Genomic DNA, 14,975 nt, shown 5'->3' on the forward strand with positions numbered 1-14,975 from the left:
TTTATTTTTGCGAAACTAGTCGTCACGTGAATGGTGTTTAGCACCTAATTGTTTTTAACAATTTGTTTTAACGATCAATTTTATGTGGACGCAAATACGGTCGTATTTGATAGAAGTAAGGGGGATGAGGACAATCGAACAGCCGTCCAATATTTTGTTAACGCAGGAAGAAATGCGCGGTCTAATTGAAAAAGCGCAAGCTGGTGACATTGATGCAAGAAAGCAAATGATTGAGGGCAATACGCGGCTCGTTTGGTCGATTGTTCAACGCTTTGCTTCCCGGGGAGTAGAGCTTGAAGATCTATTTCAAATCGGTTGTATCGGATTGATGAAATCGGTTGATAAATTTGACTTATCCTACGATGTGAAGTTTTCAACCTATGCTGTCCCGATGATTATTGGTGAAATTCAACGTTTTTTAAGGGACGATGGTATGGTAAAAGTGAGTCGTTCCATTCGGGAGTTGAATTATAAAATTCGTCATGCAACAGATGAATTTTTAAAAACCAATGAAAAGCCGCCGTCCATCTCAGAGCTTGCTGATATTTTAGGTGTAACGAAGGATGAGGTGCTTGTTGCAACCGATGCAATGCGAGACCCAGCTTCTTTACATGAACAGCTTTTTGAAAGTGAAGGAGATTCCATTACTTTAATGGATCAAATGAAAGATGAGAAGTCTGAACTTCCATTTCAATATATTCCTTTAAAAGAAGTTTTAGCAAAATTGGATAAGCGAGAACAAGCGATTATTTATTTACGCTACTACTTAGATTTGACCCAAACGGATATTGCAGAAAGGTTAGGGATATCACAAGTTCAAGTTTCACGTTTAGAAAAGAAGATTTTAGCACAACTTAAAACGTGGATGGAAACGAATACATCACGAACTACAAAAAAGACGGTGAATAAATGAGTAATCGAGTTTTTGCATCTATAGATGAAGCAAAAGATTATTTGTATAGTCAATTTGGTAAAGATGAATCCTATGATGTCTGTATTAAAGACCTTCATGTAAAAAGTTTGCCGATTTTAATGGTTTATATTAGTGGACTTGTCGACGGAACTGCCACAACAGTTCAGTTGACACCATTATTTTTTGATTATGACGAAGATGAAAAGTTTTCTGAGTTAGATATTGAAATTGAACATGAAGATAAGTATTTTGATGATCATTTTAATTTCTACGGAAAATCAATACCAAAAGATCGGGAAGAATTCATGATTGGTGTTTTAGCAGGACAAGTAGGGATTATTACTTTACATGGTTACAGCTATTTATTGGAGCTTAGAAGCTATCCTGGCCGTCAGCCGGATGAACCGGATAATGAAAAAGTCATTCGTGGTTCCCGAGACGGATTTGCAGAAAATATCATGTTAAACTCTGCTTTAATTCGCAGACGGATTCGCGACCCTCAATTACGGTTTGAGTTGCATAAAATTACCACATTAGGTCACACCGATGTGGCCATCTGTTACATGAAGGATATTGTAAATAAGAAACATTTAAAATGGGTACAGAAAAGGTTAGAGGAAATTAAACACGACGGTCTTACGATGGCGGATAAATCCCTCGAGGAATGGCTGTTTAAACAAAAATTCCATCCTTTACCCTTTGTCCGTTATTCTGAAAGACCGGATATTGTAGCGGCCCATTTATTAGAGGGACATATCGCGATTATTGTTGATACGTCCCCTTCTGTTATTGTTGTGCCGATTTCTTTATTCCACTTATTACAACATGCCGAGGAATATCGACAGGCACCGTTTATCGGATCCTTTACCCGTTTGTTAAGGTATTTAGCGGCATTCTTTAGTTTAACGTTACTACCAATTTGGTATTTACTGGCCACCCATGATCAATATTTACCTGATGCTATTGATTTCATCGGTACGAAGGAAGACTCGTCCGTACCATTATTTTTACAAATTATAATCGCTAACTTAGGGTTGGAATATTTAAGGATTGCAGCTATTCATACTCCAACACCGCTTTCTACGGCAATGGGATTAGTTGCGGGAATTATCATCGGTCAGATTGCGATTGATGTTGGATTATTCTCTGCTGAAATTGTGCTCTATTCCGCCATTACAGCAATCTTTACTTTCACAATTCCAACATATGAATTAAGTAGTGCGGTTAAATATTTTCAATTTGTCATTTTGCTTGGTACGGTTATAGCTGGTCCAAGTGGGTTCTTTATTGGTATTTTCATTGTGTTCTCCTATTTATGTTCTCTCAAGCCGATGACAGTTCCATACATGTGGCCTCTTGTTCCTTTTTTCCCAAAAGCCTTTTTACGTGTATTCATTCGTTTTCCTATGGCCGACGATGCGCTCAGACCATATATTGTGGGAGCGAAGCAAAGAAAACGTATTTAAAATCATCCGTTGCGAAAGAAAATTACCTATGTTAAAGTTCATCTAAGGTAATTTTTAATTGGAGAAGGGTTGACCTTTTCCTATCGAGCGGAGGAGAGACTATGCATCTTTATGGAACACAACAAATTAATGAAAATGGACATTTAACGATAGGTGGAGTGGATTCAGTTGAACTTGCGAAAAAATACGGCACTCCACTTTTCGTTTATGATTTACAACTAATTAGAGAACGTGCCCGCGGATTTATCGAAACATTTAAGAAACTTGGTATAAAAGCAGAAGTCGCTTATGCTTCGAAAGCTTTTTCATGTATTGCCATTTATCAACTTGCTAAAGAAGAAAACTTATCTTTAGATGTAGTATCTGGTGGAGAACTGTTTACTGCGATCCAAGCAGGATTCCCTACAGAACGAATTCATTTCCATGGCAACAATAAATCCTATTCGGAATTGGAATTTGCCTTTGATTCAAAAATAGGCTGTATCGTTGTAGATAACTTTTATGAAATTGAGCTTTTAAAAGAAATTTCTGAAGAAAGAAAACAAAAGATGCGTATTTTATTACGTGTAACCCCTGGAGTTGAAGCTCATACCCATGACTTCATTACGACTGGACAAGCTGATTCAAAATTTGGATTTGATTTAAATAATGGTCAAGCAGATCGTGCCTTTTTAGAAGTGAAAGATCATGAATATCTTGAACTGTTAGGTTTGCACTGTCATATCGGTTCCCAAATTTTTGAGACAGATGGATTCGGCCTAGCTGCTGAAAAGTTAATGAAAAAACAAGGTGAATGGAAAGAACAATATCAATTCGAAAGTACGGTTTTAAATTTAGGTGGAGGATTTGGTATTCGTTATACGGAAGAAGATACTCCTTTAGAGCCCCATGTGTATGTTGAAGGTATGATCAAAACTGTACAAGAATATGCCGCTAAGCTAAAATTAACAATGCCGGAGATTTGGATTGAGCCTGGTAGATCCCTTGTTGGTGACGCTGGTACATCTTTATATACAGTTGGTTCACGAAAAAATGTTCCCAATATTCGTGATTACATCGCTGTGGATGGCGGTATGAGCGATAATATTCGTCCAGCCCTTTATGATGCAAAATATGAAGCGGTTGTTGCCAATAAGGCAAACGAAGAACGATTAAGTACATACACTGTTGCAGGTAAACTTTGTGAATCAGGTGATAAATTAATAGTAGATGCACCTTTGCAACAAGTTGAATCAGGTGATATTTTAGCTGTTTTCTGTACTGGTGCATACGGTTATTCGATGGCGTCAAATTATAATCGTATTCCTAGACCAGCAGTTGTGTTTGTAGAATCGGGTCAACACCAATTGGCTATAAACAGAGAAAGTTATGAAAATATTATTCAAAATGATCTCCCGCTATCTTTAAAAAAGGGTGAATATTGATGAAAATATCGAAATGGTTGCTTTTTGGGATTCTATTAGCAGTATGCCTGATTTGGGCGTTAATTGATCTATTTATTATCCTTCCAAATGCATCTTTAGAATAGTATTGGTTATGACAATTGTAAGTTTATGGAAATATAGTTGATTACTTGTCTTAAATCATGTAGTATATTTAAAGATGTTGTACTGATAGAAAATGAGGGAATGTTATTCATGTTAATACGCTATAAAAAATCTTTTGAAAAAATAGCAATGGGTCTGCTTTCGTTCATGCCTCAAGAAAAGGACGTAAAGCGTTTGATGGAAACAATACATGCTTATGAAGAAGAAGAAAATTGGCATTTGTATTTGTGGAAAAAAGATGAAGAATATATAGGAATTGTAGGAGTGCTCGAAAAAGATTCTGTTGCTATCATTCAACATATTACGGTAGTGCCTTCTTATCGAGGTGAAGGTGTCGCAATTGCCATGTTGAAAGCACTTTTAAAGACAGGGCAATTTAAAGAGTTGAAAGCGAATGAAGAAACACAACCTTTTATAGAAAAATGTTTACCAATAGTAGAAGAGGCGGACGACAATGAGTGACGTCAGCCTCTTCTTCTTGTTTTTACAAATATATTTGCAAAAGCTGTAATTAATCCTCTTTATTAGAATGTTTTTGCGATAAGCCAAGTTTATTGTTCCGAGCTTCAAGAATATCTGTACGATCGCGTAGCATATGTTTATGGAGAAGAAATTCTTTTGAAACATTGGGTAGTTCTTCTATTTTTCTATCCACGATTGAAGCAAACTTAGCATGAGTCAAAGTTAAAGAAAAAGGTTTAAAGGATTCACCATTTTTTATAGCTTCCATACTCATTTCGCAGTTTTTACATAATTCATCGAACTCGATGAAATCGAAAAAGGGCGATGATTGATTGATAGAGAAATTGTTCATAGCCTTTTTTAATATTTTCATAGCACCGATTGTGTTGTTTCGACGCCAATGATACATGCCTGTTGCAAGTTGGACATATCCTACCAATGGATGATTTTTCTTACCAGGTGCAATTTCTTTCCAATATTCTTCAAGAACTTCGTGACATTCAAAATAATCTTGATTGCCATTAAAATATGTACAATAATCTATAAACAATGGATGAAACAGTGGATGCATTACAATCCTCTTTCCTCTATACTAAAATTTGAATTACAATAGTTAAGTATCCATATGATTAAAATTAGGACGAACTATAAAGTTAACGAACAAAATGTCAGGTGGTTGACACATGTATGAAGTAAAATTAGAAGCCTTTACAGGTCCTCTTGACTTATTATTGCATTTAATTCATCGTTTGGAAATTGATATTTATGATATTCCAATGGCTGAGTTAACCGCACAATATATTGACCATATTCATGCGATGAAAGAGCTAGAATTAAATGAAGCAAGTGAGTATCTTGTCATGGCAGCAACATTACTTGCGATTAAAAGTCGTATGCTTCTTCCCATTCACGAAGGTGAAATAGAAGATGCTGAATTTGAAGTTGAAGGACCTGACCCACGGGAAGAGCTCGTAACAAAATTAATAGAATATAAGAAATATAAAGAAGCTGCGAACGAATTAAAGGATTTAGAAGCTGATCGTGCACAAGTTTTCACACGACCACCTAGCGATTTATCAGGATTTCTGCCAGATGAACAGCTTGCACTTTTCGATATGAATGTCAATGTTTATGATATGTTAAGTGCTTTCCAAAAATTGCTACGTCGGAAGCAGCTTAAAAGACCTTTATCTACAAGAGTTGCTAGACAAGAAATATCGGTTAAAGATCAAATGATTGCTGTGATTGATTCGTTAAAGTTAAGCGGGGGTCGATCTTCCTTTTCTGAACTTTTCCCATACGAAGATAAATCAACAATTATTGTAACGTTTTTATCATTATTAGAGCTAATGAAACGCCATGTCGTTTTTGTAGAGCAAGAAAATAACTTCGAAGATTTAACTGTTATTTTACAAAAGGAGGATATTGGCGATGAACTTAAACAATTTGATGAGCAAGATTGAGGCACTTCTTTTTGTAGTGGGCGACGATGGCTTAACTTTAAAGCAGCTATCCCAACTACTAGAAGTCGATGAAATGGAGATTGAGGCCGCTTTAAGTGAGCTGGAAACAAATTATAATGAATCTGAAGAACGAGGAATCACATTAAAAACATTAGCAGGAACATATCAAATAACGACAAAACCTGAGATGGCGGATTGTATAAAAAAACTTGTAGAAAATCCGAATAGCCATGTGTTATCTACGGCATCATTAGAAGTGTTAGCTATTATTGCGTACAAGCAACCCATTACGAGAACGGAAATTGAAGATTTACGTGGAGTGAAAAGTGAACGTCCTATCCAAACGCTCGTTTCCCGTGCATTAATACAAGAAGTCGGAAGGGCAGAAGGAACAGGACGAGCGATACTTTATGGTACGACAAAGGAGTTTTTGAACTATTTCGGTTTGAAAGATATAAAAGAACTTCCTCCATTACCTGAAGGCGATCAAGTGGATGAAAATGAAGAAACAGATTTATTTATGACGAAATTCCAAGAAGCTTTTAGTGAAGAGTAAAGTGAAAAAAGGAGTGGCTTGTTGAAAAAAATTGCAAAAATCTTTTTTGCGTTTCTTTGTTCCATCGTATTTTTTTTCTCGGTTACAACCGCAGCAAATGCTTCGTATGCCGTAATTGATGCAGAAACAGGTAGATTATTGGAAGGCAGTGATGTCCATTCAAGAATGCCTATAGCTAGTTTAACAAAAATTTGGACAGCATTAATAGCTATTGAAAATAGTCAATTAGACGATGAAGTGACCATTTCTCGCCAAGCAGCATTAAGTGAAGGCTCATCGATTTATTTAGAGCCTGGTGAAAAAGTTACGGTGGAAACGTTATTGTATGGCTTAATGTTACGTTCCGGGAATGACGCTGCATACGCCTTAGCAGAACATGCAGGAAGCTCCTTAGAAGGTTTCGTTGATTTAATGAATGAAAAAGCTTATCTATACGGATTAAATGATACGTATTTTACAAACCCTTCTGGTTTACACAATGAATTACATCTTTCATCCGCATATGATACAGCTCAAATGTTACGTATTGCTTTACAGAACGATACATTTAAAAAAATTGCTTCGACGATTAATTATAAAAGTCCAACTAAAAATGGTGTCACTTGGCAAAATAAACATCGCCTTTTACGTCAACAAGTAGATGCCGTAGCAGGAAAAACAGGGTTTACAAAAGTGGCAGGAAGAACGTTGGCAACTTATTTTGAAAAAGATAATAAAAAGGTTATTGTTGTTACGTTAAGCGAGTCAAATGATTGGCAAGTACATACATCACTTGCGAATAAAATATTTTCCAACTATGACTATGTTACAATTGCAGATAAAGGAGAATATCAAGCAACAGAAACAAAAACGGTAGAATTAAGTAAACCGATTAAACTATTAGTTAACAAAGAAGAAGAAAAACAAATTCAAAACGTGTTACACTTATCTAGAAAGCAAGACAACTTTGGAATTTGGCATGTATTTTTAAATAATGAAAGTATTTATTCAACTAGAGTTAATATCAAATAAAGTCGTTCCAATAATGAACAGTACGAATAAAGATGATCATTCTTTAAGGACTGCAATTCGAGCAGTCTTATTTTTTGTGTTTTGGATATAGGGATTTTTAACAGTTTAAAGTATCCATAAACTACATATAGCTTAAGAAAGAAGCAATTTTATATGTTTTTTACATGGCTCCTTTCGAAATAATCAAACAACTTTCGAAATAAGCTATTTTTCTTTAATAATGAAACAGAATATGACATAATTTTCAACAGATTAAATGTGCTGACACGAATGAACGGGGTGGACAAATTGGAAAGATTACAGAAAGTGATTGCGTATGCTGGCGTAGCATCAAGGCGAAAAGCAGAACAATTAATTTTAGAAGGTAAAGTGAAAGTCAATGGAAAAGTTGTCAAGGAGTTAGGGACAAAGGTTTCAAGCTCTGACACAATCGAAGTAAATGGTATCAAACTTGAAAAAGAAGATAAAGTTTACTTTTTGTTATATAAACCAAGAGGCGTAATATCAGCTGTAACAGACGATAAAGGTCGAAAAACGGTGACGGATATTTTCAAAAAGCATGTACATCAACGTATTTTCCCAGTTGGACGTCTTGATTATGATACATCAGGTTTACTTTTATTAACGAATGATGGCGAATTCGCTTACCAAATGACCCATCCAAAGTTTAAAATCGATAAAACCTATGTCGCTCGTGTAAAGGGAGTACCTACCATTGACGGCTTAAAGAAATTACAGCGCGGTATTAAATTAGAAGATGGTAAAACGGCACCCGCAAAAGTAAGTATGACATCTTTTGATGAAAAAGCAGGGAAAGCAATTTGTGAAATTACGATTCACGAAGGGCGCAACCGACAAGTTCGTCGAATGTTTGAAGCGATAGGGACACCAGTTGTCAAATTAAAACGTGAACGGTTTGCATTTTTAGATTTAGCTGGATTAAAACCTGGAGAATATCGGGAATTGTCAAAACATGAGGTAAAATTGCTTCGAGTTTTAGCAGAAACAGGTAAAATTGACTGATATTAGGAAAGAAAGTTTCATAAATCAGTCAAAATCAGAAGATAATGCAAAAATGAAGTTTGCTATAATAAAGAAGATTGTATAGTTTTCTGGGGAGGAACCTGTAAATGGATAAAAAAAGAAAACGTTCTATATATCGCGGTGTTATCCTCGTTGTTCTTTTAGCTGCAATCGTCTATACAGTTTATAGTACAGCAACTAAGGATAAGGTAGAAGTTTTACAAGTAGGGGACAAAGCGCCAGATTTTGAACTTGTTGATTTATATAATGGCGATTTAAAACATCGACTTTCAGATTATGAAGGAAAAGGAGTCTTCTTAAATTTCTGGGGAACTTGGTGTAAGCCATGTAAGAAAGAAATGCCTGCTATGTCAAATCAATATGCCATTTATAAAGAACAAGGCGTTGAAGTATTAGCAGTAAACATTGCCCAAACTGAATTTGAAGTGAAAAACTTTATTGAAAGTTTAGATGTACACTTTCCAGTTGCAATTGACCCTACGAAGAGTGTAATGACGGCTTATAATGTTGATTTGTTGCCAGCGACTATCTTAATTAATCCAGAAGGTGAAGTTGAGAAAATTATTACTGGTGAAATGAACGAACAACAAATCGCTTCCTATATGGAATCAATTAAGCCAGAACAGGAGTAATTCAAATGGGAAAAATTATTTGTGCTTGCGGTCATGAAAACCCAGAAGGTACTTTGCTTTGTGAAAAGTGTGGCCAACCTTTAACTGAAGAAGGTAAAAAGAGTAAAATTTTAAATATGCGATATGATGGTATCGCAATTCGATCGAAAACGAGAAATAAATCGATTGTCGATAAAATTTGGAATTTCTTTTCAAGTGTAAAAGTAGGGGTAACTTTAATTATTATTAACCTCGTTGCTGCTTCGATTGGAACGATTTTCCCACAAGAATTTTATGTTAGTGTTTCAACGGAGGAGCAAAAGGCTGCATATTATGAAGAAACTTATGGCTCCCTTGGGAAGCTTTATTATGAATTAGGGCTATCCAATGTTTATAGTTCATGGTGGTTCCAAATATTAGTGGGAATGCTGGCGATTTCGATTATTGTTGCCAGTATCGATAGAGGTCTACCATTACATCGCTCTTTAAAAAATCAACGTGTTAAACGACATGTTAGTTTTATGAAGCGACAACGTATCATTGCGGAAGGTCCTGTTACAGAAGGGGATTCATCCAAAACTTTAAATTTAATAGAAGAAAAAATGAAAGCGTTAAAATATAAAGTTCGCCGAGATGGCAATGCGCTTTTAGCTGAACGTGGTCGTTTTGCCCGTTATGGCCCTTACATAAACCATGTTGGTTTGATCATATTCTTGTTTGGTGTGATGCTTCGACTTGTACCTGGTTTTTATGTGGATGAATCGATGTGGATTCGAGAAGGAGAAACTCGGGCAGTTCCAGGAATGGATGGTTACTTTATCGAAAATGAAGATTTCATTTTAGAAATGCACGATAATGAAAAGACAGAAAACCAAGAGTTGCAAGGTGTTAATGTCGTAGCGAAAAACTATCAAACTGATGTGAAATTATATAAACAGTCTGAAGATGCAATTCCGGGTCAAGCTGAAAATTTAGAGTTAGTAGAAGAATACTCCATTCGAGTCAATCATCCTTTACAACATGATGGATTTTCCTTTTATCAAATGGATTTCCGTTTAAATGAACTGAAAACGATGAACTTCGAGCTAACAAATAAGGAAACAGGCGAATCTTTAGGTGCTGTTAGTATCGATCTAACAAATCCTCAAAAAGAATATGTATTGAATGATCAAACAAAAGTAGAATTATTAGGTTTCTATCCTGACTTCTCAGGATTTGAAAATGGAGAACCGCAAACAGCTACACCAACCCCTAATAATCCAGCATTTATATTTAAAATGGTAACACCTGATAAACCAGAAGGGGAAGTAAGCTTTGTAGCGATTCAGCAAACAATTGAACCAAATGGTAATAACACGTATAAAATGGAATTCCAAAGTGTTGAAACTAGAGATATGTCTGGTTTAACTGTGCATAAAGATAGTACCATTCCAATTTTAGCAATTGGTGGCGTTATTTTTATGTTAGGTGTAGTCATCGGTTCTTATTGGAATCACCGACGTGTTTGGGTGGAACAATTGGAAGATGGTACAATTCGCCTTGCAGCCCATACAAACAAAAACTGGTTTAGTATAAAGAAAGATTTAAATGCTTTATCAGATTTTGCCCACTTGCCTCCATACATTGATCAAGGAGAAGAGGATAAAGATGGCGAAGGTGAAGGAAAAGAAAAGGAAGGTGACAGCACTTTATGAGTTTAATTGATATAAGTGGAAATCTGTTATTTGTTGCATTTGTTGCTTATTTAGTTGGAACATTTTTCTTCGGTGGAGCGATTAAAAGTTCAAAACCGGATGGTGCAGCAAAACGTGCTGACAAATGGGGCAAATTAGCGATGATCGTAACGATTATCGGATTTTTAGCCCACTTAAGTTACTTTATTACGCGATGGATTTATACAGGACATGCACCTGTAAGTAACATGTTTGAATTTACGACTGCATTTGGTATGTTTATCATTGCTGCTTTCATTCTTATTTACTATATGTATCGTTTAACTGCCCTTGGGCTTATAGCATTACCGATTGCGCTATTAATTATCGGTTATGCGGCTATGTTCCCGAATGATGTGGATCCATTAGTGCCATCATTACAAAGTCATTGGTTAACGATTCACGTTATTACGGCTGCCCTTGGTCAATCGGTTCTAGCAATTAGTGCAGTTGCAGGATTGTTGTACTTACTAAAAGATACCGATCCTCAAGTGAAATCAAAAGGCCGTTTCTGGTTAGAAGCTGTTCTTTATTTTATGGTTTTAGTAATTGGATTTATTTTAGCAACAGTGATTTTCAAAAGTATTGGTTATGAAGCAGCGTTTACTTATGTGGATAAAGAAGGAGCACAACAAGAAATCACATACAATATGCCAGCTGTTTTCGGAATGAATGAATACGTACTATTAACGGATGACGTGATGGAACCGTTTGTTGAAACAGCGCCAGTTATTAATGCGCAAAAATTAACAACTGTATTTTGGTCATTTGTGTTCGGTTCAATTCTTTATATTTTAATCCGATTAATTACTCGTCGAAGTATTTTAAGTATGCTTCATCCATTAGTTAAAAAAGTAAATTTAAATTTATTAGATGAAATTGGTTATCGTTCTGTATTAATTGGTTTCCCTATATTCAGTTTAGGTGCCCTTGTATTTGCCATGATTTGGGCGCAAGAAGCGTGGGGCCGTTTCTGGGGATGGGATCCAAAAGAAGTATGGGCGCTTATCACATGGTTATTCTATGCGGCATACTTACATTTACGTTTATCTAAAGGTTGGGAAGGTAAAAAATCCGCATGGCTTGCATGTATCGGCTTTGCCATCATTCTTTTCAACTTAATAGTTGTAAACTTAGTAATTGCAGGTTTACATTCTTACGCTTAAGAGTAAGTTAACGGATGAAAGTTCTTCTCATTAATGGGAAGAACTTTCTTTATAGAATTTAGTTTTTCAAATAATCATACAATTTTTCTCTAATCTATTTTCAAAAATCTTTCAAAACGACATAACTGTGGAAGTTTTGTTATATCTCCTTTAAATTTTTAATATGAAAATGTACAATAGTAAAGAGAAAGAATGAGAGGGGTAAAACCTATGTCTGAAAATATTTCTGTATTAGTAGTAGATGATGAAGACCGTATTCGACGTTTATTAAAAATGTATTTAGAACGTGAAGGGTATGAAGTAGATGAAGCTGAAAATGGTGAAATCGCCCTTACAATGGCTTTAGAGAAAGACTATCATTGTATACTATTGGACATTATGATGCCTGAAAAAGATGGACTACAAGTATGTTCAGAATTACGAGAAAAGAAAACAACACCTATCATATTATTAACTGCTAAAGGTGAAGAAGCTAACAGAGTACAAGGTTTCGAACTAGGTGCAGATGATTATATTGTAAAACCATTTAGTCCTCGTGAAGTTGTATTACGTGTTAAAGCAATTTTACGTCGTTCAGCTGTGTTTTCACCCGTTTCAAGTCCGTCTACTTCAAAGGATCTAGTGGTTTTCCCACATTTAACTATCGATCATGATGCACATCGTGTTACTGCCGATGGTACGGAAGTAAACTTAACGCCAAAAGAATACGAGCTGTTATATTTTTTAGCTAAATCTCCAGATAAAGTATTTGACCGAGAACAATTATTAAAAGAAGTTTGGCATTACGATTTCTTTGGTGATTTACGAACAGTCGATACCCATGTAAAACGTTTACGCGAAAAACTAAATCGAGTATCGGAGAATGCAGCGAAGATGATTGTAACGGTTTGGGGCGTAGGTTATAAATTTGAGGTAATCAATGATTAAAATATGGAGAAGTATTGTCGGGAAGCTATGGATTACCATATTGCTTCTCGTTTCATTTGTATTGTTCGTATTTACGGTTTTAATGTTGGAGTTTTTAGAAGATTATCATCGTGAACAAGCAGAAAAATCTTTAAGCCAAACAGCCTCTACGATTGCTAGTATCGTTGATAATTATGATTTAGAGCAGTTAACAGATGAAATTATCGAAGAAATGTTAACGGAGGATACCAATGCTTTCCTTGCTTCAAATGAAAGAAAAGTCGTTTCATCCTTTCAAACAGCAACAAACGAAGAAGTAATTCAAAATAGTATTATAAAAAACAAAGCCTTCGATAAAATTTATGAATCGGATAAACCAATTATCGATGAAATGATTTTACCTTCTCAAACGGATGAAGAGAAAATGGAAACTTATGTTGTATTAAGTTATCCATTAAAAAGTGATGATGAAGTTCACGGGGCAATTTTCATCTATCAAAATCCAAAGGCATTGCATGAAACATCCCAGGAAACGACGAAAATCGTTTTCCTTTCAGCTTTTATTGCCTTTGTTTTAACAACGTTTTTTGCCTTCTTCCTATCTTCCCGTATTACATGGCCATTACGTAAAATGCGTGAACACGCCTTTGAATTGGCAAAAGGGAGATTTGATGAAACGTTGCCTACTACTCAAAATGATGAAATTGGCCAATTAGCCGTTGCTTTTAATCAAATGGGTAGACAATTAAAGCATCATTTAGAAGTGATTAACCAGGAGAAAGAACAGTTAGCAAGTGTTTTAACTTCAATGACCGATAGTGTGATTACATTTAACCGGGATCGTACGATATTATTAAGTAACCCTCCTGCTGATAAATTACTTCAAAAATGGTTTATAGGGAAAAAAGGGCAAAATGACAGTCCTATTCCTAAGGAAATTTTTGAAATGCTAGATCATGTATTAAATTTTGAAGATAAGCTAGAAGAAGACCTTGAAATAGGTGGTTCCTACTATCGAATTACGATTAGTCCATTAAAAAATAGTGAACTATCCATTCGTGGGGCCATTGCGGTCATTCGCGATATGACCGAACAATCCCGTCTTGAAAAATTACGTTCCGATTTTATTGCGAATGTGTCCCATGAACTTCGAACACCTATTGCGATGTTGCAAGGGTATTCTGAAGCGTTATTAGATGATGTAGTGTCCAACGAAGAAGAACGGAGTGAAATGACTCGCATCATTTATGATGAATCTCAACGAATGGGACGTTTAGTTAATGACTTGTTAGATTTAGCTCGCATGGAATCGGGATATACAAATTTATTTAAAGACGAAGTTCCGATTGTGCATGCTATTGAAAGAATTACGCAAAAATTTACCCAGGTTGCAAAGGAAAGGAAAGTTCATCTTCAATTTAAGACAGAGTTGTCTGAGGATGTTCAAATAAGTATGGATGAAGATCGAATTGAACAGGTGTTAACGAATTTAATTGATAATGCGATTCGACATACTTCCGAACAGGGAAGTGTAACGGTTTCCTTAACGCAAGAATTATCCTATGCAAAAATCCAAGTTTCGGATACTGGTGAGGGAATTCCGCAAGACGATCTACCTTATGTTTTTGAACGTTTTTATAAAGCGGACAAAGCTCGAACACGTTCTAAAGGGGGAACAGGGTTAGGTCTTGCCATTGCGAAAAACATCGTCGAAGCCCATAAAGGGAATATTCATGTAGATAGTATAGTTGGAGAAGGAACTACTTTCACCTTCTTTTTACCATTATAAGAAAAGTGATAAGGCTAGAAACGTCAATTAAAGTGTACCCTTTGTAAAGGACATTTTTAAAAAAGGCTTTTAAGCAACTTGAAGAAGATGGTGACTGTATTGTGCAGGCGTCATCTTTTTTAAGTTCCATTGACCTCGGTAATGATTGTAATAAGTCATATAACTCTTAATCTCTCTTTTTACTTCTTCTAATGTTTCACACGATTTGAAGTCTGTTTCATCTTTAAAATGACCAAAAAACGATTCTTGTGGGGCATTATCCCAACAGTTTCCACGACGTGACATAGATTGCTCTAGTCCCATTTTCTTTACCATCTTTTGAAATTGGG

15 protein-coding genes are annotated in these 14,975 nt (G+C 35.7%); 13 read left to right on the forward strand and 2 right to left on the reverse strand.

Annotation, left to right across the window (positions count from 1 at the left end):
* The first annotated feature begins 124 nt into the window (after positions 1-124).
* The 4 genes from EC501_RS13685 (at position 125) to EC501_RS13700 (ending at position 4,388) form a co-directional block, all read left to right on the forward strand.
* Entirely contained in the window at positions 125-913 is a 789-nt protein-coding gene (locus EC501_RS13685; RefSeq protein WP_122972866.1) for a SigF/SigG family RNA polymerase sporulation sigma factor, read from the forward strand.
* Positions 910-2,379: a spore germination protein gene (locus tag EC501_RS13690; protein WP_122972867.1), complete on the forward strand. Its 1,470-nt coding sequence runs from the start codon at positions 910-912 to the stop codon at positions 2,377-2,379. The genes EC501_RS13685 and EC501_RS13690 overlap by 4 nt, the downstream gene beginning before the upstream one ends.
* A 101-nt stretch (positions 2,380-2,480) precedes the next feature.
* Entirely contained in the window at positions 2,481-3,803 is a 1,323-nt protein-coding gene (gene lysA / locus EC501_RS13695; RefSeq protein ID WP_122972868.1) for a diaminopimelate decarboxylase, read from the forward strand.
* Between the two features lie 213 nt (positions 3,804-4,016).
* On the forward strand, positions 4,017-4,388 hold the full coding sequence (locus EC501_RS13700) for a GNAT family N-acetyltransferase (RefSeq protein ID WP_122972869.1): 372 nt from the start codon (positions 4,017-4,019) through the stop codon (positions 4,386-4,388).
* 49 nt (positions 4,389-4,437) lie between these two features.
* Here EC501_RS13700 and EC501_RS13705 read toward each other — a convergent pair whose 3' ends face one another.
* Positions 4,438-4,959 (reverse strand): DUF309 domain-containing protein, encoded by a 522-nt coding sequence (locus EC501_RS13705; RefSeq protein WP_122972870.1) that lies wholly within the window; start codon positions 4,957-4,959, stop codon positions 4,438-4,440.
* Between the two features lie 112 nt (positions 4,960-5,071).
* Between EC501_RS13705 and EC501_RS13710 the strand changes: the two genes are divergently transcribed.
* The 9 genes from EC501_RS13710 (at position 5,072) to EC501_RS13750 (ending at position 14,646) form a co-directional block, all read left to right on the forward strand.
* Positions 5,072-5,851, forward strand: a complete 780-nt coding sequence (locus tag EC501_RS13710; RefSeq protein WP_122972871.1) for a segregation/condensation protein A — start codon at positions 5,072-5,074, stop codon at positions 5,849-5,851.
* The gene (gene scpB / locus EC501_RS13715; protein ID WP_241559356.1) at positions 5,820-6,407 is read left to right on the forward strand and encodes an SMC-Scp complex subunit ScpB; all 588 of its coding nucleotides are present in this window, start codon (positions 5,820-5,822) and stop codon (positions 6,405-6,407) included. Before EC501_RS13710 ends, scpB begins: the two co-directional genes overlap by 32 nt.
* A 30-nt stretch (positions 6,408-6,437) precedes the next feature.
* Complete coding sequence (locus tag EC501_RS13720) at positions 6,438-7,418, forward strand: D-alanyl-D-alanine carboxypeptidase family protein (RefSeq protein ID WP_406927334.1); 981 nt, start codon at positions 6,438-6,440, stop codon at positions 7,416-7,418.
* 288 nt (positions 7,419-7,706) lie between these two features.
* On the forward strand, positions 7,707-8,441 hold the full coding sequence (locus tag EC501_RS13725) for a pseudouridine synthase (protein ID WP_122972873.1): 735 nt from the start codon (positions 7,707-7,709) through the stop codon (positions 8,439-8,441).
* A 107-nt stretch (positions 8,442-8,548) separates the two neighbouring features.
* Positions 8,549-9,094: a thiol-disulfide oxidoreductase ResA gene (resA, locus tag EC501_RS13730; protein ID WP_122972874.1), complete on the forward strand. Its 546-nt coding sequence runs from the start codon at positions 8,549-8,551 to the stop codon at positions 9,092-9,094.
* A 5-nt stretch (positions 9,095-9,099) separates the two neighbouring features.
* Positions 9,100-10,767, forward strand: a complete 1,668-nt coding sequence (locus tag EC501_RS13735) for a cytochrome c biogenesis ResB family protein (RefSeq protein ID WP_122972875.1) — start codon at positions 9,100-9,102, stop codon at positions 10,765-10,767.
* A complete protein-coding gene (ccsB, locus tag EC501_RS13740) occupies positions 10,764-11,951 on the forward strand; it encodes a c-type cytochrome biogenesis protein CcsB (RefSeq protein WP_122972876.1) in 1,188 nt (395 codons plus the stop codon). The genes EC501_RS13735 and ccsB overlap by 4 nt, the downstream gene beginning before the upstream one ends.
* A 210-nt stretch (positions 11,952-12,161) precedes the next feature.
* Positions 12,162-12,878: a response regulator transcription factor gene (locus EC501_RS13745; protein WP_122972877.1), complete on the forward strand. Its 717-nt coding sequence runs from the start codon at positions 12,162-12,164 to the stop codon at positions 12,876-12,878.
* Entirely contained in the window at positions 12,871-14,646 is a 1,776-nt protein-coding gene (locus EC501_RS13750) for an ATP-binding protein (protein ID WP_122972878.1), read from the forward strand. Before EC501_RS13745 ends, EC501_RS13750 begins: the two co-directional genes overlap by 8 nt.
* 69 nt (positions 14,647-14,715) lie before the next feature.
* On the opposite strand, the gene EC501_RS13755 is transcribed toward EC501_RS13750, so the two are convergent.
* Positions 14,716-14,975, reverse strand: a 260-nt coding sequence (locus EC501_RS13755; RefSeq protein WP_148037830.1) for an IS3 family transposase, incomplete at its 5' end; no start/stop codon positions are given.

Origin of the sequence: Lysinibacillus halotolerans, assembly GCF_003711845.1 — a bacterium.
Lineage (GTDB): Bacteria > Bacillota > Bacilli > Bacillales_A > Planococcaceae > Ureibacillus > Ureibacillus halotolerans.

Excerpts from the sequence above, each read along its gene's own strand:
- EC501_RS13685 (WP_122972866.1), top strand. The coding sequence starts at position 125 with ATGAGGACAATCGAACAGCCGTCCAATATTTTGTTAACGCAGGAAGAA.
- EC501_RS13735 (WP_122972875.1), top strand. The coding sequence starts at position 9,100 with ATGGGAAAAATTATTTGTGCTTGCGGTCATGAAAACCCAGAAGGTACT.
- ccsB (WP_122972876.1), top strand. The coding sequence starts at position 10,764 with ATGAGTTTAATTGATATAAGTGGAAATCTGTTATTTGTTGCATTTGTT.
- lysA (WP_122972868.1), top strand. The coding sequence starts at position 2,481 with ATGCATCTTTATGGAACACAACAAATTAATGAAAATGGACATTTAACG.
- scpB (WP_241559356.1), top strand. The coding sequence starts at position 5,820 with ATGAACTTAAACAATTTGATGAGCAAGATTGAGGCACTTCTTTTTGTA.
- EC501_RS13750 (WP_122972878.1), top strand. The coding sequence starts at position 12,871 with ATGATTAAAATATGGAGAAGTATTGTCGGGAAGCTATGGATTACCATA.
- EC501_RS13705 (WP_122972870.1), bottom strand. The coding sequence starts at position 4,959 with ATGCATCCACTGTTTCATCCATTGTTTATAGATTATTGTACATATTTT.
- EC501_RS13745 (WP_122972877.1), top strand. The coding sequence starts at position 12,162 with ATGTCTGAAAATATTTCTGTATTAGTAGTAGATGATGAAGACCGTATT.
- EC501_RS13710 (WP_122972871.1), top strand. The coding sequence starts at position 5,072 with ATGTATGAAGTAAAATTAGAAGCCTTTACAGGTCCTCTTGACTTATTA.
- EC501_RS13690 (WP_122972867.1), top strand. The coding sequence starts at position 910 with ATGAGTAATCGAGTTTTTGCATCTATAGATGAAGCAAAAGATTATTTG.
- EC501_RS13700 (WP_122972869.1), top strand. The coding sequence starts at position 4,017 with ATGTTAATACGCTATAAAAAATCTTTTGAAAAAATAGCAATGGGTCTG.
- resA (WP_122972874.1), top strand. The coding sequence starts at position 8,549 with ATGGATAAAAAAAGAAAACGTTCTATATATCGCGGTGTTATCCTCGTT.